Below are 18,051 nucleotides of genomic sequence, written 5' to 3' on the forward strand. Positions count from 1 at the left end.
CAGGCTTTAGATCGAAGGAAGGCGAGAGCCAATGACGCCCCCGCACAACTACCTTGCAGTGATCAAGGTCGTCGGTATCGGCGGCGGCGGTGTGAATGCCGTCAACCGGATGATCGAACAAGGTCTCAAGGGAGTCGAGTTCATCGCGGTCAACACTGACGCGCAGGCCCTGCTGATGAGCGATGCCGACGTCAAGCTCGACGTCGGTCGTGAACTCACTCGCGGCCTGGGCGCCGGTGCCGACCCCGAGGTCGGCCGCAAGGCCGCCGAGGATCACAAGGACGAGATCGAAGAGGTGCTCAAGGGCGCCGACATGGTCTTCGTCACCGCGGGCGAGGGCGGTGGCACCGGCACCGGTGGTGCGCCGGTCGTCGCTCAGATCGCGCGCAAGCTCGGAGCCCTCACGATCGGTGTGGTGACCAGGCCGTTCTCCTTCGAGGGCAAGCGGCGCGGCAACCAGGCCGAGGTGGGCATCAACCTACTGCGCGAGTCCTGCGACACGCTGATCGTCATTCCGAACGATCGGCTGCTGCAGCTCGGCGATGCCGCGGTGAGTCTGATGGACGCCTTCCGATCTGCCGACGAGGTGCTGCTCAACGGTGTGCAGGGCATCACCGACCTGATCACCACCCCCGGCCTGATCAACGTCGACTTCGCCGACGTCAAGAGCGTGATGTCCGGTGCGGGCAGCGCGCTGATGGGCATCGGTTCGGCGCGTGGTGAGGGTCGGTCGGTGAAAGCCGCGGAGTCGGCCATCAATTCACCGCTGCTCGAGGCGTCCATGGACGGGGCGCACGGTGTGCTGCTTTCGATCGCGGGCGGCTCCGACCTGGGCCTGTTCGAGATCAACGAGGCGGCCTCGCTGGTGCAGGAGGCCGCGCACATCGAGGCCAACATCATCTTCGGCACGGTGATCGACGACTCGCTCGGCGACGAAGTACGCGTCACCGTGATCGCGGCGGGCTTCGACAGCGGCGCGCCCGCGCGGCGTACTTTCGAACCCGCGAACCGGGGCACGATCGGTTCCGCGCGCGCAGGCGAAATCGCGCAGAGCCGCGCCAGCGAGGTGGCGGCGTCTTCGCGTGCCGAAACCTCTTCTGCCGCAAGCCAGTCAGCCTCCACTCGGGGATCCGTGCCCAGCTATCGGGACAGCGAACGCGCACGCACCCTCGCCGAGCCGACGATCGCCAACAACTCGCGCACGCACATCGAACCCCCGGATTCGGGTGACGATGATGACGACGTCGACGTGCCCTCGTTCATGCGCAGGTAAAGAAGCAGGATCCGGCGGGGGCCGGGTCCCGGTGGCCGCCGGGACGACGGGGGCCGAAAACGGCTGTGACGTGGGATACGCGCATTCGGGGCCGAGCGGCGCCGGCCGTTAGGCTGGTGCCATGACAATTGCGCCGACGCTGACCGTTCGACGGGTGACCACCACGCGAGCGGGGGGCTTCTCAGCGCCGCCGTACGATTCGTTCAATCTCGGCGATCATGTGGGGGACAATCCGGCGACGGTGCAGCGCAATCGGGATCGGCTGGCCGATGGAATCGGGCTGGCGCCCGAGCGGCTGGTGTGGATGGAACAGATCCACGGCCGCCATGTCGAAATTGTCGATGGACCAAGGTCCGAGCCGGTTCCTGCGACCGATGCGCTGGTGACCTCCGTGCCGGGGCTCGCGCTGGTGGTCCTGAGTGCGGACTGTGTGCCGATTCTGCTCTCCGATGACGAAGCGGGCGTGGTCGCCGCCGTACACGCGGGACGCATCGGCGCTCGGATCGGCATCGTGCCACGGGTACTCGACGCGATGATCTCCGTCGGTGCCCGGCTCGATCGGATCGGCGCCTTCCTCGGCCCGGCCGCCTCCGGCCGCCAGTACGAGGTGCCCGCCGCGATGCGCGCCGATGTCGAAGCGCATCTGCCCGGCAGCGCGACCACCACCGTGCGTGGCACCCCCGCGCTGGACCTGCGCGCCGGAATCCGCAGGCAGCTCACCGAGGCCGGTGTCGCCGCCGTCGCGGTCGATCCACGCTGCACCATCGAGGATCGCACCCTGTTCAGTCACCGCCGCGGCGCGCCTACCGGCAGGATAGGCAGTGTGATCTGGGCACAGGCGGGCGCATGAGCGAGCGAACCATCGGCGCAGCCGCATCGGCGGCTTCGACGGAGCCGAGCGCCGGGACGGCGGTGTCATGAGTGCTGCGGCGAAGTCGGAAACCATTGCGGCCGATGCAGTAGACGGCCGGACCGCCGAGCTGGCGGAGAACCTGGCCGGGCTGAACAAGCGGATCGGCGCGGCCTGTCGAGTGGCAGGCCGTGATCCGGCGTCGGTGCGGCTGCTACCGGTGACGAAATTCTTCCCGGCTGCCGATGTCGCCATCCTGCACCGATTGGGCTGCCGCGAGTTCGGCGAGTCGAGGGAGCAGGAGGCCACCGCGAAGGCGGTCGAGCTGGGCGGGCTGGTGGATATGCGCTGGCACATGATCGGCCGATTGCAGCGCAACAAGGCACGCACCGTTGCGCGCTGGGCCTATGCGGTGCACTCGGTGGACAGCGAACGACTGGCAATGGCTCTTGACACCGCGGCGCGCGCCGCGGTGGATGCGGGGGAGCGGACCGACCCGGTCGAGGTGCTCGTTCAGGTCAGCCTCGACGAGGATCCCGGCCGCGGCGGCGTCGCACCGCAAGAGCTTGCGGCGCTGGCGGACCGGGTTGCCGACGCCGCAGGGCTGCGGCTGGCTGGGCTGATGGCGATTCCGCCGCTCGATGTCGACCCCACCGCCGCGTTCGCCCGCCTTGCCGCGGTGCATGCCCGGCTACTGCGTGACCATCCCGGCGCACGAGAACTTTCCGCCGGAATGTCCGGTGATCTGGAATCGGCGATTGAACACGGTTCCACGTGTGTGCGTGTCGGAACCGCCTTGATGGGCGCCCGACCGATAACCTCGGCGTAGCAAAGAAACCTCATCAGTCACATTCGACACATATGCTTGGGGCAGAAGAGGGCTGAGCAAGACTTCAACACCCGGCCGCCACCGGGGCCGAAGGAAGGTCGACCAGAATGAGCGAGCGCAGCGAGCGAGTAACCGACGCAGCCACAATCGTGGTCATGACGGAGCCGAGCGACAGCGAGGCGCAGTCATGAGCACGCTGCACAAGTTCAAGGCGTACTTCGGCATGGTTCCGCTCGAGGATTACGAAGACGACTATGTCGCCGAGCATGCCCCTCGTGGCGTGGACGAGCGTGCCACCCGTAGGCCCCGTGACTACTCCGACCGTGGGGGCTATGGCGCCCCCCGTTATTCGGACGATCGGTACGGTGCCGATCGCTTCGATGACGAATCCGATTACCCGGAGCCGGCTTACAAGTCTCCGTACAAGGCCGGGTACCCGGTGTCCCGTCGGGACGACTATGCCGACGAGCCCTACGGTGACGACCGCTACGACGCGCCGCGTCGCCCGACCCGGATCGAGTCCGCACCGACCGCGGGCCGATTCCGTGCCGGTGGCAACGCGCCGATGATGCGGGGAGCCACCAGGGGTGCGCTCGCCGTCGATCCCGATGCCGAGGAGCGGCGGCTGGAGGAGCGCGTGCGCCCCGAGCCCACCCCTGCGCGTCGTCCTGGGATCTTCGAGGACGGAGGTCCCTTGTCCAAGATCACGACGCTGCGCCCGCGTGACTACAGCGAGGCCCGCATCATCGGTGAGCGGTTCCGTGAGGGCAACCCGGTGATCATGGACCTGGTCGACCTGAGCAACGCCGATGCCAAGCGGCTCGTCGATTTCGCCGCAGGCCTGGCCTTCGCCCTGCGTGGCTCATTCGACAAGGTCGCCACCAAAGTGTTCCTGCTCTCACCGGCCGACGTGGACGTATCGGCCGAGGAGCGGCGCAGGATCGCGGAAACCGGCTTCTACAACCAGAAATAGCGGTGTGATCCGGGGGTGGTCTCAGACCTGTCACGCATGGGGCGGTGTGGTCATTTTGCGCGGCGGGGATTTTCGGGCAGAGTGAAGTCGTGGCCTTGTTCGCGGTGCTGTACTTCGTACTGTTCATCTTCTGGCTGTTGCTGATCAGCCGGGTGATCGTCGAGTTCATCCGTAGTTTTGCTCGCGACTGGCGCCCGAGCGGCTTCGTCGTCGTCATCCTCGAGGTGATCTTCACGATCACAGACCCTCCGGTGAAACTCCTGAGGCGGTTGATACCACCGGTGTCACTGGGGGGAATTCGACTCGATCTGTCGATTATGGTCTTGCTTTTCATCGTCTTCATCCTGATGTCGATCGTGGGCAGGCTCGGGCAACCGGTAGCCCCGGTGTGACAGAATGAACCGAGAAGATAGCTTGCTAGATCTGCTAGATCTCCAAAAGACGCGTGAAGGGATCCTTCCATGCCGCTGACCCCAGCCGATGTGCACAACGTCGCGTTCAGCAAACCGCCGATCGGGAAGCGCGGCTACAACGAGGATGAAGTAGATGCCTTCCTGGATCTCGTGGAGCAGGAGCTCTCGCGGCTGATCGAGGAGAACGCCGACCTGCGTCAACGGGTCGCCGAGCTGGACGCGGAACTGGCCGATGCCAAGAAGAATCGCGGCCCTGCCAGCCCTAATGCGGTGAAAGCTCCGGTGCAGCAGGCTCCGCCGCCGGAGCCCATCAAGCCTCCGGTGCAGCAGGCCCCGCCGCCCGCCCCGATGCCGGTGGCCCCGCCTGTCGCCAAGGAAGCGCCGAGCGCCGATGCGAACCTGCAGGCGGCCAAGGTGCTCAGCCTCGCCCAGGAGATGGCGGACCGGCTGACCAGCGATGCCAAGTCCGAAGCGGAGAACCTGCTTTCGAACGCTCGGGCAAATTCCGAGCGACTCGTCGGAGATGCCCGAACTCGCTCCGAGGCCATGATTGCCGACGCTCGTCAGAAGTCGGATGCGATGCTGTCGGACGCGCAGACCCGCTCGGACAACCAGCTGCGTCAGGCCAAGGAAAAGGCCGACGCGCTGCAGGCGGACGCCGAGCGCAAGCACACCGAGATCATGGCGACCATCACTCAGCAGCGCAGCGTGCTGGAGAGCCGGATCGAGCAGCTCAAGACCTTCGAACGCGAATACCGCGTGCGGCTGAAGTCGTACCTGGAATCGCAGCTCGAGGAGCTGGAGAACCGTGGCTCTGCCGTCCCGGTCGATGGCGACGGCGCCTTCGCCGATGCCAATACTGCCAATAATCTCGCGCCGGCCTCGTTTGCCAAGGGTGGCAAGTAGTCTCGTTATCAGGCCGACATGGCCGCCTTTGTAGTCCTGCCGCCTGGCATGCCTAGGGGGTCAACATGCTCGTCTTGACGCTCGTCCTTGCCGCTATCGGCTTTGCCCTGCTAGTGGCCGCGCTGACCACCGGATCGGTGGTGTGGGCGTGGGGATGCATCGTTGTCTGTGTACTGGGTGCCGTGCTGCTGTTGGTGAGTGCGCTGTCCATGCGGAGCTCGGACAGCGATTCCGCACCACCGCCGGGACGACACGCTAAACGTTGAGGTCGGGCCACCAGAACTGGTTTGACCACAGTGGCTAGAATCAAACATATGCGGCGTTGATCCGGCCATCACCGGGGAGTCTTCGGAAGAACGGCGGCACGAGCGAACACTCGGCACGCTCAGTAGAACCGAACGGGTGAGCCCGTCACAGCTTGCAACGAGAGGTCCGGCGCAGTTGCCGCTGGACAAGCGGGGTGGTACCGCGGTATCGGCGCAACCGGCGCCGGAATCGTCCCCGTGCTGACACATACGCGCCTACGGCGCGGCGGCACGAGGAGACGGCATCCGCGATGGCGGACGACACTTCCAGTAGCGCATACCCACGCGTCGACCTCGGCGCAGGCACCGGGGCGTCCTTCCCTGACCTGGAGCGACGTGTCCTCGACGCTTGGTCGGCCGATGACACCTTCCGCGCCAGCATCGAAAACCGTTCGGGTGCAGTGTCATTGGCGGCCGCGGAGTCCTCCGTGGTTACGCAGGCTGCCTCCTCCGGGCCCGTCGCTCCCGCCGGGGAGTTCGTCTTCTATGACGGCCCGCCGTTTGCCAACGGTCTGCCGCATTACGGGCATTTGCTCACCGGCTATGTGAAGGATCTCGTTCCGCGTTTCCAGACGATGCGCGGTAAGCGCGTCGATCGGCGATTCGGTTGGGACTGCCACGGATTGCCCGCGGAAATCGAGGCGGAAAAGCAGCTCGGTATCACGGACAAATCACAGATCGATGCGATGGGGCTGGCGGAATTCAACGCCGCCTGTAAATCTTCGGTACTGCGCTACACCGGTGAATGGCGCGATTACGTGACGCGTCAGGCGCGCTGGGTCGACTTCGACAACGACTACAAGACACTGGATCTCGACTTCATGGAGTCGGTGATGTGGGCGTTCAAGTCGCTGTACGAGAAGGGCCTCATCTATCAGGGCTTCCGGGTGCTGCCCTACAGCTGGTACGAGCAGACTCCACTGTCCAATCAGGAGACCCGGCTCGACGACGCCTACAAGATGCGTCAGGATCCGGCCGTTACCGTCGACATGGTGCTGCGCGTGCCCGCCGAGCACCCACTGCACGCGCTCGACGGCGCCAACGCGCTGATCTGGACCACCACGCCGTGGACCCTGCCCTCCAACCTGGCCATCGCGGTGCACCCCGATGTGCGCTACGTGCAGGTGCGCGCGTCCGACGGCAAGCGGTATGTGCTGGCCGCCGAACGGGTCTCGCATTACGCCCGCGAGTTCGGCGAGGAGCCGGAGGTGCTCGCGGAGTACGACGGCGCCGCGCTGGCCGATCTGTCCTACGAGCCACCGTTCGATTTCTTCGTCGGTCACCCGCGCGCTCACCGGGTGCTGACCGCCGACTACGTGACCACCGACTCCGGTACCGGAATCGTCCATCTCGCTCCCGCTTTCGGTGAGGAGGATATGGATGTCGCCACCGCCAACGGCATCGAGCTGGTGCAGCCGCTGGATCCGGGCGGCAAGTTCACCTCGATGGTGCCGCCGTATGAGGGTCTGATGGTCTTCGACGCCAACCCGGTGATCATCAAGGACCTCAAGGCCGCAGGAAAGCTGTTGCGGCACGAGACGATCGAGCACTCCTACCCGCACAGCTGGCGGTCGGGCCAGCCGCTGATCTACATGGCGGTGCCGTCCTGGTTCGTTGCGGTCACCACGTTCCGCGACCGGATGGTGGAGCTGAACAAGCAGATCACCTGGGTGCCCGAGCACATCCGCGACGGCCAGTTCGGCAAGTGGCTGGAGGGTGCGCGGGACTGGAACATCAGCCGCAATCGCTACTGGGGCAGCCCGATCCCGGTGTGGGTGTCCGACGATCCGGCCTATCCGCGCACCGACGTCTACGGCTCGCTCGATGAGCTGGAGCGCGATTTCGGCGTGCGCCCGACCGACCTGCACCGGCCGATGATCGACGATCTGACCAGGCCCAACCCCGACGATCCGACCGGCAGGTCGACCATGCGGCGGGTGCCGGAGGTGCTGGACTGCTGGTTCGAATCGGGCTCGATGCCGTATGCCCAGGTGCACTACCCGTTCGAGAACAAGGAGTGGTTCGACGGCCACTTCCCTGGTGATTTCATTGTCGAGTACAACGGGCAGACCCGCGGCTGGTTCTACACGCTGCACGTGCTCTCGACCGCGCTCTTCGACAGCCCCGCCTTCAAAACCGTTGCTGCGCACGGCATCGTGCTCGGTGATGACGGGCTGAAGATGAGCAAGTCCAAGGGCAACTACCCGGATGTGAACGAGGTGTTCGACCGGGACGGCTCCGATGCGATGCGCTGGTTCCTGATGAGCTCGCCGATCCTGCGCGGCGGCAACCTGATCGTCACCGAGCGCGGCATCCGCGAAGGCGTCAGCCATGCGCTGCGCCCGCTGTGGAATGCGTGGACCTTCCTGCAGCTCTACGCATCCCGGCCGGGCACCTGGCGCACCGACTCTACGAATGTGCTCGATCGCTACATCCTGGCCAAGCTGGCCGCTACCAGGGATGTGATGACCGAGGCGCTGGAGGGGTACGACATCGCGGGCGCCTGCGACGAGCTGCGCTCGTTCGCCGACGCGCTCACCAATTGGTATGTGCGCCGGTCGCGTTCGCGGTTCTGGAGCGAGGACCGCGACGCCGTCGACACCCTGCACACGGTGCTGGAGGTGGTTACCCGGCTGGCCGCACCGCTGCTGCCGTTGATCTCCGAGGTGATCTGGCGCGGCCTGACCGGCGAGCAGTCGGTGCATCTGGCCGATTGGCCCGAGGAGGGTGAGCTGCCGCAGGATCCGCAGCTGGTCGCCGCGATGGACGAGGTCCGCGTGGTCTGCTCGACAGTGCTGAGCCTGCGCAAGGCCCAGAACCTGCGAGTGCGGCTGCCGCTGGCCGAGGCGACCATCGCCGCGCCCGACGCCGACCGACTGCGCCCGTACGCCGACATCATCGCCGACGAGGTGAACGTCAAGAAGGTCGATCTGACCACCGACGTCGCCGTACACGGCCGGTTCGAGCTGGTCGTCAATGCCCGTGCCGCGGGTCCGCGCCTCGGCAAGGACGTGCAGACGGTGATCAAGGCGGTCAAGGCGGGCGAGTGGTCCGAGGATCCCGACGGCGTTGTCACGGCGGCGGGCATCCAGCTGCTGCCAGAGGAGTACACCCAGCGCCTGGTTGCCGCCGAGCCCGAGTCCACCGCGGCGCTGCCGGGCAATGCCGGGCTGGTGGTGCTGAATTCGGTGGTGACCGAGGAGTTGGAGGCGGAGGGCTGGGCCCGCGATGTGATCCGCGATCTGCAGGAGACCCGAAAGTCCGCCGGGCTGGATGTTTCCGACCGCATTACGGTGGTCCTCGGGGTGCCCGCCGAGCAGGCGGCCTGGGCGCAGACCCATCGCGACCTCATCGCCGGTGAAATCTTGGCCACCGAGCTGACTTTCGGTGACCCGGGCGCGGATGCCGCCGACATCGTCGGCGGCGTGCGGGTGTCCATCGCCAAGGTCTGACCGGTATTCGATCGACAGCGCGGGGCGGGACCGATTCGGTCCCGCCCCGCGTTTTTGTAGGCGTTCTCGGTGCGTGGGATGGGAAGGCCGATGCTCGGCTCGTGGCCTCGCTCCTCGCGAAGACCTCACCCGACCGTGGTAATTGTGATCAAGATCACATGCTGAAGATTTGCTGGAATGCTTGTCGCGATCTTGGAAGGCCCGGCACAATCAACAATGTTGCCGCTGGTGCGTAACGGTACTCCTGTGGCGGCAGTGACTGTTCGTGCTGTACTGATCCACCTGAAATACCTTGTGCCGACGCCATATTCGCGTCTGGCGCAGGTGCTGTTATGCGCGGCTCCACCCCCATCGACGAGGCCGGTGCCGTGCGGTAGCCGGGTCGACGGAAGGGGCGAGCACGTGACGAGAAAACCATTGCGCCGGATAGCCATCGGGTTTCTGGTGTCCACGGTCGTGACCTTCCTACTGGCCGGACCGGTGCGCGGTGATTCGGGGAGCGCATCGGGTTCGGGAGGTTCCGGGTCGGGTTCGGGCAGTTCCGGGTCGGCCTCGGGCAGTTCCAGCGGCTCCGCAATGCTGCCGCTGCCGAGTACCGCTGGACTCGGCGCGTTGACCGCGGCCGCGACGCAGGTCGGCAAGCCCTACGAATGGGGTGCGACGGGACCCTTCACCTGGGACTGCTCGGGCCTGGTCCAGTGGGCCTTCCGTCAGGTCGGGGTCAAGCTGCCGCGCACCACCTGGGAGCAGGCCAGGGTTGGGTCTGCGGTCCCGTTCGCCGCGCTCTCGCCGGGTGACGTCGTCATCCTCAACGACGACGCCTCCCATGTCGGCATCTACGCCGGCTTCGGGCAGATCCTCGACGCCCACGATTGGGGCGTGCCCGTCGGTCTGCACCCGCTCGGCGAGTTCGACATCTTCACCATCCGCCGCTTCTGAAACCGGTGCTGCCTCGGGTCGCGGCCGACCGGCGGCGATCTGGCTACCCCAAGCGTGCCGTCAGGCCGAACAGCTCCTCGTAGAACGACGTCCGCAGCGTCGAACTCTTCGCCTGTACAGTCGCTTCCGCTCCGAGCCGGTCGGTGCGCGGGGTAAATGCCACGCCGGCGTGCGGTCCGAGCGACAGCGCCATCATCGGCGGACCGGGACGGTAGGTGGTCAGCTCGCCGCCACCCGTGATCAAGGGTCGGTCATGGCGGCGATGCTGGACAGCGCCACCCGCACGGGCTGAGAACGCCGCACCGCCAGCGGTGCGGCGTTCGTCGCCGGCGCCGGTTGCGCCGCGGTTTCCGGTGTCCGCATTCGTTGTGAGGCAAGGTTTTACGAACCCGGCGCGGCTGGTCGCCGACGGGAGGCAGCCGGATCGGGTGCCGGTCGGAGCCGCTTTGGCGGGGTGGCTGCGCGCCGTCAGTCGAAGAGCGTGCGCAGCCTCGGTCCGTATTCGGGATGGGCGAGGGCCGAGGCGAATTGGGCGACCAGGTAGTCGGCGGGGTTGCCGGTGTCGTACCAGCGGCCGCGGATGACCTGGCCGAAGACCGGGTTCTCTGCGGCGTGCACGTTGATGGCATCGGTCAGGTAGACCTCGCCCGCACGGTGCTGATACCAGCGTTCGGTCTGCCTACGCAGCTCATCGATAATGCCGGGGGTGACCACGTAGCCGCCGATCGCGGCGAAGTCGGAGGGCGCGTCCTCCGGCTTGGGCTTCTCCATCAGGCCGGTGATGCGCAGCAGGCCGTTGCCCTGGTCGTCGGCGACCACCGGTACGCCGTAACGCTGGGATTCGGCCGGGTCCATCGGCATCAGTGCGAGCACTGGGGAGCCGGTGGCCTCGTAGGCGTCGATGAGCTGCTGGGCACGCGGCACCTCGGCGACGAAGACGTCGTCGGGCCACAGCACCAGCATCGGCTCGTCGCCGGCATTGCGGGCCGCGTTCAGGACCGGGGTGCCGTTGCCGTAAGGGCCGTGCTGGTCGAGGTAGGTGATGTGGCCGAGCCGGGAGAGTTCACCGACCTCTTCGACGGCGTCGGCGTAGGCGGTCTTGCCGTCCGCGCGCAGCTGCGCGACCAATGCCGGGTTGGGGCGGAAGTGGTCTTGAATCAACGACTTTCCGCTGCTGACGACGATGGTGATGTCGGTGATACCCGACGCGACCAGCTCGCGGACTGTGTGCTCGATGACCGGCTTGTCGCCGACGGGCAGCATCTCTTTGGGGATGGCCTTGGTCAGCGGGAGGAGTCGGGAGCCGATTCCGGCGGCCGGGATCACGGCCTTGCGGATCTTCATGAACCGATCATCACATATCGGTGTGGCCGAAAAGCCCGATCCCGGCAAGTAATGGTTGGGCAGTCGGATGCGGATCCATCGGGCGTTGGGCCGGATCAGGGCAGGTCACGGGCAGTTCGCGGGATCGCTGCGCCGCGGTCACGCGGCAGGGCGGCCGTTACCTGATACCTATAGCAACCCGACAGTGACCGCCCAGATCCGTGCATGCCGGATCTGTCGGTAGGGCGGCGTAGATTTCGGGTCGTGAGCACCGACGACACCACCATCGCCGCAGGCGCGACAGGTGGCGACGTGGGCGCGACGGGTGGAAAAGCGGCAGGTGTCGCGGCGTATGCCACCGGCCGCACGGCCCGCCGGTGGGTGCTGCACATCGATATGGACGCCTTCTTCGCTTCGGTCGAGCAACTGACCCGTCCGACGCTACGCGGGCGTCCCGTTCTGGTGGGCGGCACCGGCGGGCGCGGTGTCGTGGCGGGAGCGAGTTACGAGGCGCGGGTGTACGGTGCGCGCTCGGCGATGCCGATGCATCAGGCCCGGCGGCTGGTCGGCGTCGCCGCGGTGGTGGTGCCGCCGCGCGGCCCGGTCTACAGCATGCTGAGCGCGCAGGTGTTCGACGCGTTGCGCAGCCGGATCCCGGTGCTGGAGACGCTGTCGTTCGACGAGGCGTTCGGCGAGCCCGCCGAACTGGCAGGAGCGAGCGCGCAGCAGGTGCACGAATTCTGCGAGCAACTGCGGGCGCTGGTCCGCGAGCGGACCGGACTGGTCGCCTCGGTCGGCGCCGGAACCGGGAAGCAGCTGGCCAAAATTGCCTCCGGTCTGGCCAAACCCGATGGCATCCGAGTGGTTTCGCCGGAGGAACAACAGCAGCTGCTCGCCGGTCTTCCGGTGCGCAAACTGTGGGGGATAGGGCCGGTCGCCGAGAGCAGGCTGCGCTCGCTCGGAATCGAGACCGTCGGCGCGTTCGCGGCGCTGCCGGAGGCGGAGGCGGTATCGATTCTCGGCGGCAGTATCGGTGCGGCGCTGCACCGGCTGGCCCGCGGCATCGACGACCGTCCGGTGGCCGAACGCGCCGAAGCCAAACAGATCAGCGCCGAAACCACTTACGAGAGCGACATTGTCACCCTCGCCCAGCTGCGGCCCGCGATCGAGGCGATGGCCGGCGCCGCCCACACCAGGCTCGGCAAGGACGGCCGCGCTGCCCGCACGGTGGTGCTGAAGCTCAAGAAATCCGACATGAGCATCGTGACGAGATCGTTCACCCTGCCTTATGCCACGGCCGACCTGGCCACCCTGTGCACCGCCGCGCAGCGCTCCGCGATCGATCCTGCCGAGCTCGGCCCGATCCGATTGGTCGGCGTGAGCTTCGGTGGGCTCTCGACGGTGCGGCAGGAATCGCTGTTCCCCGAACTGGATCAATCGCCTGTCGAGGAGCGCACCGAGGAGCCCGAATGGGCGCCCGCGCCCGCCGTCAGGTCGGATTCCGAGGCGCCGCAAGCCGATTCGACGGCGCGGCGGGCAACCCAGTGGTATCCGGGTATGGACGTGGCGCATCCCGAATTCGGACACGGCTGGGTGCAGGGCGCGGGACTGGGTGTGGTCACCGTCCGGTTCGAGACCAGCTCGACAGGGCCCGGCCCGGCGCGTACGTTCGCTGCCGACGACATCAGTTTGTCCCGGGCTGATCCACTAGGCAGTCTCCGCTGACCGGTAGCCTGTGATACTCGTGCAGCGTTGCCGTTCGGTTGGACGCTGTGTGTCGACCCGTACCTACTCGAACGTAAAGGACGAGCAGTTGAAGCTTCGTAAGACTGGACGCATCGCGATCGCCGGCCTGGCCATCGCCGCCACGCTGAGCATGACCGCTTGTGGTGGCGACGACAACAAGGACACCGCCAAGCCGGCCCGCACTACGACCAGCGCCAAGGCTGCGGCGTCGGCGAGCCCGAACCTGCCGCCGGTCCCGACCGTGTCGGAGCTGAACACGGCACTGCAGAAGGCGCTGGATCCGTCGATCCCGAATGCCGAGAAGCTCGACATGGTCCAGGGCGCGCAGGCCGACCCGGAGCTGCCCAACCGTCTTGCCGAGGCCGCCAAGAGCGCCAACATCCAGGTCGCCGTCACCGAGGTGACCCCCTTCGGCGACAGCGTCAACGCCAAGGCGAACTTCACCCTCAACGGCCAGACCAATATCGTCGACGTGCCCTTCGTCGCCGAAGACGGCAAGTGGAAGGTCCAGAAGACCTGGGCCTGCACCATGCTGAGCAACCTCGGCCAGCAGTCGGTGGCCTGCACCAGCTAGTTCTTCGGGCGGTCGGCCCCCGCTCCGCTCGGGGGTCGGTCGCGCAGGCAACACGTTTCGCAGGCAAACTATTCCGCTACTATCGGGCACCGTGGCTGACACGATGGTGTGGGCGGGGCAGCCGCCCGTCGAGGCATCCGAATCCGGGACGGCACAACCGAATAGACGCGGGGGATGGGCCGGGCCCCTCGCACTGATTGCTGGTTTGCTCGGCGCGCTGTTCGCGGTCGCCGTGCCATTGCTGCCGGTTCGCGTGGACGCAGCGACGCTGACCTGGCCGCAAGCCGGATCCGCACGCAGCATCGAAGCCCCGCTGGTCTCCTATGCGCCACTGACTTTCGATGCCACCCTGCCCTGCACGGCGATCAACCAGCTCAGCGCGAAAGGTGGGGTGCTCGCTGCCACCGGACCGACAGGAGCGCCTAATCTCGAGCGGTACGGGTTCGTCGCGCGGGTGCAGCCGCCCCGCGGCGACACCGCCGCTCGACTCGACGTTGTGCTGCGAAACCAGGCGCTGCTCAGCGTTCCGGTCGACGAACTGATCCCTGGTTGCGAGCTCACCGTACATGCCGACACCACCAGCGCCACCGCCACCCTGGTGGGATTCGAAGCGCCCGGCTTCCCTGTCGTGCTCAACGGCGACTATCGACCGCAGCTGGTCGGCATCTTCAGCGATCTGGCCAGTGCCGACGGTGCCCGTGTCACCGCGGCGCTCGACACCAGATTCTCCTCGACCCCCACTCCGATCAAGCGAGCGGCGATCTGGCTCGCCGTGCTGTGCACCCTTGTTTCGCTGGTCGCGCTGTACCGGCTCGATCGCCGTGACGGCAGGCGCAGTCGGCAGGTCCTTCCGCAGCGCTGGTGGACGTTCTCCCTGCTCGACGGCGTGGTGCTCGGAACGATGGTGCTGTGGTACTTCATCGGTTCCACCACCTCCGACGACGGATACCAGTTCGGCATGGCGCGTGCGTCCGGTGTCGCGGGCTACATGGCCAACTACTTCGCGTACTTCGGAGTGCCCGAAAATCCGGTCGGGACACCGTATTACGACTTGATCCGGCTCATGACCGAGGTGAGCACCGCAAGCCCGTGGGTGCGGCTGCCCGCCTTGCTCTGTGGCGTGTCGATGTGGCTGCTGCTCAGCCGTGAGGCGGCACCCCGGCTCGGAGTTGCGGTGCGGCACAACCGGATCGCGATGTGGACCGGGGCGCTCGGCTTTCTGACCATCTGGTTGGCCTACGACAACGGCCTGCGCCCCGAACCGCCGGTGGCACTCGGGCTGCTGCTCACCTGGTGTCTTGTCGAGCGTGCCATCGGGACTCGGCGGTTGCTGCCCGCCGGGCTGGCGATCCTGGTCGCGGCATTCAGTTGCACGGCAGGGCCTTCCGGCGTCATTTGTATCGCCGCGTTGCTTGCGGGGTTGCGACCGGTTGCGCGAATCATCATGGCCCGCATCGGTAATCAGCGTTCGGTGCGCGAGCGGGTTATCGAGTACGCGATCTTGCTCGCACCGCTGCTTGCGGCAGGGGCCGTCGCGCTGGCGGTGATGTTCGCCGATCAGCCGCTCGCGGCGATGTTCGAGATGAAGCGCGTGCATCACATCGTCGGCCCGGATGTGCAGTGGTTCGACGACTATCTGCGCTATCAGTACCTGTTTCAAGGCGAGACCGACGGTTCGGTCGGCCGCAGGATCGGCGTCTTCGCGATGTTCGTCGGACTGGCCGTGTGCGTGCTCATGGTGCTGCGCAAGGGCGGTCGGATTCCGCAGACCGCGGCGGGCCCGACGCGGCGCATTCTCGGTGTCACCGTCGGCGCGCTGCTTCTTGTCATGGTCACGCCCACCAAGTGGACTCATCATTTCGGCGTGTACGCGGGGGTGGCCGGAGCCGTCGCGATGGTCACGGCCATGGCGGTCGGCCCGCGGGTGCTGCGTGCGCCGCGCAACCGTGCCCTGTTCGCCGCGTTGATCGCATTCGTGCTCGCGCTGGTGTTCTCCGGCCCCAACAAGTGGTGGTACGTCTCGTCTTACGGCATTCCGTGGTGGGACAAGCCGCCCGTCGTCGCCGGATTCGGGCTCAACAAGTTGTTCCTCGTCGCCACGGTCCTGCTGCTCGTCGGGTCCGCGTGGTGGCACATCCATGCTCCGGAACCTGGTACGCCGCACCAGATTTCGCGATTCGGCCGGCGTGTTTCGTTGCTCCCGCCGCTGACCATCGCGCTGGCGCTGCTGGTGGTCTGGGACATCGGCTCGTTCGCCAAGGCGGCCCTCGCCCAGTATCCGGCGTTCTCGCTGGCGCGCTCGAATATCGCTGCGGTGTCTGGGGATACGTCGGGCCTGGCGGGCCAGGTGTTGGTCGAGACCGACCCGAACGCGGGCATGCTGCGGCCGCTGATCGGCGACGCGATCAGCACGTTGTCGGGCAGCGGAACCGGATTCAGCGGCAGCGGGGTTGCCGAGGACCTACGCCCCGACGATGAAGCGAGCTCCTCCGGCAGTATCGCGGACGCACTCAGCAGCAAGTCGGCCACCGAGAACACCGCGGGAACCGCAAGCGCCACCCTGCCGTTCGGTCTCGACCCGGCCACCACGCCGATGCTGGGCACCTATCGCTCCGGCGACGCCGGGCCCGCCGACCTGACCACCGGCTGGTATCGCCTGCCCGACCCCGACGATCGCGAGAGCATCATCGCGCTGAGCGCGGCAGGGCGAATCAGGTCCGTCGATGCCGACGGCATCGTCACGCCGGGGCAATTGCTCGAAATCGAGTACGGCGCCACCGATTCCGCGACGACCGCGCAATCCATGGGCCGGGTCACCCCGATCGATATCGGTCCCGCGCCGTCGTGGCGGAACTTGCGGGTGCCGTTCACCGAGATCCCGGATCGCGCCGACGTGATCCGGATTGTCGCTGTCGATCGCGACCGCAACCCGAAACAGTGGCTGGCGCTGACCCCGCCGCGGGTGCCGCAGACCAAGACGCTCGCCGAGGTCGTCGGCTCGAAGGCCCCCGTGCTGACCGATTGGATGGTCGGACTTCAGTTCCCGAACCAGCGCCCCTATGACCACCACAACGGCATTGCCGAAATCCCGGCCTACCGCATCCTGCCCGACCGCCCCGGCGCCGAAATCACCAGCCTGTGGCAGAGCCACGACGGCGGCGGCCCCCTCGGCTGGACCGACATGCTGCTGCGCTCGCGCAGCCTGGCCACCTACCTGAACAACGACTGGCGTCGTGACTGGGGCGAACTCCAGCAGTTCAGCAGGATCGATGCGAGCGCGGACCCGGCACGGCCCACGATCACCGAACAAGACCACTTCGGACTCTGGACCCCCGGGCACATCATCACCGACTATTGAGCACTCCAGACGCCAAGAATCGACCGGAAGGTACGCGTAGTTGATGGAGCGCGCTTGCCGGCTGCTGTGGCCGAGACCGCAATGTGAGGAGATTGCCGGCGGAAGGCGCTTCACCGGTGTGTGAATGACTGTCGGATAGCTGCGCTACGCATCGGGTGTGTGGGTCGGTTCGGGCGTCATGGCGCCGGCCTTCGGATTTCGCCTGCCGTTGCGGGCGCGGCGCAGTGCATCGGTGGTGAAAATGGCCAGGGCCGCCCAGATCAGCGCGAAACCGGCCCAGCGGGATGCCGGCATGTGTTCGTGGGCGACGGCGACGCCCCAGGCCATCTGGAGAGCCGGAGTGAGGTACTGGAGCAGCCCCATGGTGGACAGCGGAACGCGCTGCGCGGCAACGGCGAACAACAGGAGCGGAACGAGGGTGACCGGACCGGTGGACACCATCAGCGCGGTATGGCCCGCACCGGAACCGAATTCGCTGCGACCCGACACCATCAGCACGACGACGAACGCGAGCGCGAACGGCGCGGCGACCAGGCCCTCGGCGGCGATGCCGCGCAGCGCGTCGAGCGCGATCACCTTCTTCACCAATCCGTAGATCGCGAACGAACAGGCCAGCGCGAGCGCGATGATCGGCGGCCTGCCGTAGTCGACGGTCAGCACCGCGACCGCGAGCGCGCCGAGACCGAGCGCGGCCCACTGTGCCCGGGCCAGCCGCTCCCGGAAGATGAGCACGCCGAATGCCACAGTCACCAGCGGGTTGATGAAGTAGCCGAGCGCGCACTCCACCACGTGCCCCGAGGTGACCCCGTACACGTACACACCCCAGTTGAGCGACAGCGCTGTCGAGGCCACCGCGGCCAGCCGCCAGGTCTTCGCGTCGATCCCGCGCATCTCGCGTAGCCGGCCGTTGACCACGAGCACGCCGACGACCAGGATCAGCGTCCACAGGATCCGCTGTGCGACCACCTCGGCCGGACCGGCAAACCCGAGCAGCCCGAAGAAGGCGGGGAACAGGCCCCAGATGAGAAACGCGGCTGCGCCGAACACAACACCTGGGACCGACCTGCTTCGCTGCACGCTACGACCGTAGTTCTCGGTAGCCTTGCGGTC

The 18,051-nt window shown here is 66.9% G+C and carries 16 protein-coding genes; 12 read left to right on the forward strand and 4 right to left on the reverse strand.

The window, feature by feature from the left end; translation table 11 throughout:
* Positions 1-31: 31 nt before the first annotated feature.
* The 9 genes from ftsZ (at position 32) to ACLMAL_RS09195 (ending at position 9,940) form a co-directional block, all read left to right on the forward strand.
* Positions 32-1,273 (forward strand): cell division protein FtsZ, encoded by a 1,242-nt coding sequence (gene ftsZ, locus ACLMAL_RS09155; RefSeq protein WP_411998666.1) that lies wholly within the window; start codon positions 32-34, stop codon positions 1,271-1,273.
* 121 nt (positions 1,274-1,394) lie between these two features.
* Positions 1,395-2,123, forward strand: a complete 729-nt coding sequence (gene pgeF, locus ACLMAL_RS09160) for a peptidoglycan editing factor PgeF (RefSeq protein WP_411998667.1) — start codon at positions 1,395-1,397, stop codon at positions 2,121-2,123.
* A gap of 67 nt (positions 2,124-2,190) precedes the next feature.
* On the forward strand, positions 2,191-2,952 hold the full coding sequence (locus tag ACLMAL_RS09165) for a YggS family pyridoxal phosphate-dependent enzyme (protein ID WP_411998668.1): 762 nt from the start codon (positions 2,191-2,193) through the stop codon (positions 2,950-2,952).
* A 187-nt stretch (positions 2,953-3,139) separates the two neighbouring features.
* Positions 3,140-3,925, forward strand: a complete 786-nt coding sequence (gene sepF, locus ACLMAL_RS09170; protein ID WP_411998669.1) for a cell division protein SepF — start codon at positions 3,140-3,142, stop codon at positions 3,923-3,925.
* A gap of 89 nt (positions 3,926-4,014) precedes the next feature.
* Positions 4,015-4,317 carry a YggT family protein gene (locus ACLMAL_RS09175; RefSeq protein ID WP_228000883.1) on the forward strand — a complete coding sequence of 101 codons (303 nt, stop codon included), beginning with the start codon at positions 4,015-4,017 and terminating at the stop codon, positions 4,315-4,317.
* Between the two features lie 69 nt (positions 4,318-4,386).
* Positions 4,387-5,244, forward strand: a complete 858-nt coding sequence (locus ACLMAL_RS09180; protein ID WP_328411423.1) for a DivIVA domain-containing protein — start codon at positions 4,387-4,389, stop codon at positions 5,242-5,244.
* Positions 5,245-5,309: 65 nt separating this feature from the next.
* Positions 5,310-5,510, forward strand: a complete 201-nt coding sequence (locus tag ACLMAL_RS09185; protein WP_411998670.1) for a hypothetical protein — start codon at positions 5,310-5,312, stop codon at positions 5,508-5,510.
* A 290-nt stretch (positions 5,511-5,800) separates the two neighbouring features.
* Positions 5,801-9,001, forward strand: coding sequence for an isoleucine--tRNA ligase (gene ileS, locus ACLMAL_RS09190; RefSeq protein ID WP_411998671.1), 3,201 nt, complete (start codon positions 5,801-5,803; stop codon positions 8,999-9,001).
* Between the two features lie 402 nt (positions 9,002-9,403).
* Complete coding sequence (locus ACLMAL_RS09195; RefSeq protein WP_411998672.1) at positions 9,404-9,940, forward strand: NlpC/P60 family protein; 537 nt, start codon at positions 9,404-9,406, stop codon at positions 9,938-9,940.
* A gap of 43 nt (positions 9,941-9,983) precedes the next feature.
* On the opposite strand, the gene ACLMAL_RS09200 is transcribed toward ACLMAL_RS09195, so the two are convergent.
* From ACLMAL_RS09200 to ACLMAL_RS09210, 3 genes are all read right to left on the reverse strand, one after another.
* On the reverse strand, positions 9,984-10,184 hold the full coding sequence (locus ACLMAL_RS09200) for a hypothetical protein (RefSeq protein ID WP_411998673.1): 201 nt from the start codon (positions 10,182-10,184) through the stop codon (positions 9,984-9,986).
* A complete protein-coding gene (locus ACLMAL_RS09205; RefSeq protein WP_411998674.1) occupies positions 10,181-10,303 on the reverse strand; it encodes a hypothetical protein in 123 nt (40 codons plus the stop codon). Before ACLMAL_RS09205 ends, ACLMAL_RS09200 begins: the two co-directional genes overlap by 4 nt.
* A 105-nt stretch (positions 10,304-10,408) precedes the next feature.
* Positions 10,409-11,284, reverse strand: coding sequence for a UTP--glucose-1-phosphate uridylyltransferase (locus tag ACLMAL_RS09210; RefSeq protein WP_411998675.1), 876 nt, complete (start codon positions 11,282-11,284; stop codon positions 10,409-10,411).
* Between the two features lie 360 nt (positions 11,285-11,644).
* Between ACLMAL_RS09210 and ACLMAL_RS09215 the strand changes: the two genes are divergently transcribed.
* From ACLMAL_RS09215 to ACLMAL_RS09225, 3 genes are all read left to right on the forward strand, one after another.
* Positions 11,645-12,988: a DNA polymerase IV gene (locus ACLMAL_RS09215; protein WP_411998716.1), complete on the forward strand. Its 1,344-nt coding sequence runs from the start codon at positions 11,645-11,647 to the stop codon at positions 12,986-12,988.
* A gap of 88 nt (positions 12,989-13,076) precedes the next feature.
* A complete protein-coding gene (locus ACLMAL_RS09220; protein WP_411998676.1) occupies positions 13,077-13,583 on the forward strand; it encodes a hypothetical protein in 507 nt (168 codons plus the stop codon).
* Positions 13,584-13,674: 91 nt separating this feature from the next.
* A complete protein-coding gene (locus tag ACLMAL_RS09225) occupies positions 13,675-16,941 on the forward strand; it encodes an arabinosyltransferase domain-containing protein (protein ID WP_411998677.1) in 3,267 nt (1,088 codons plus the stop codon).
* Between the two features lie 144 nt (positions 16,942-17,085).
* On the opposite strand, the gene rarD is transcribed toward ACLMAL_RS09225, so the two are convergent.
* A complete protein-coding gene (gene rarD / locus ACLMAL_RS09230) occupies positions 17,086-18,018 on the reverse strand; it encodes an EamA family transporter RarD (protein ID WP_411998678.1) in 933 nt (310 codons plus the stop codon).
* Between the last annotated feature and the right edge of the window lie 33 nt (positions 18,019-18,051).

The organism is Nocardia sp. CWNU-33 (genome assembly GCF_046764895.1).
Classification (GTDB): Bacteria; Actinomycetota; Actinomycetes; order Mycobacteriales; family Mycobacteriaceae; genus Nocardia.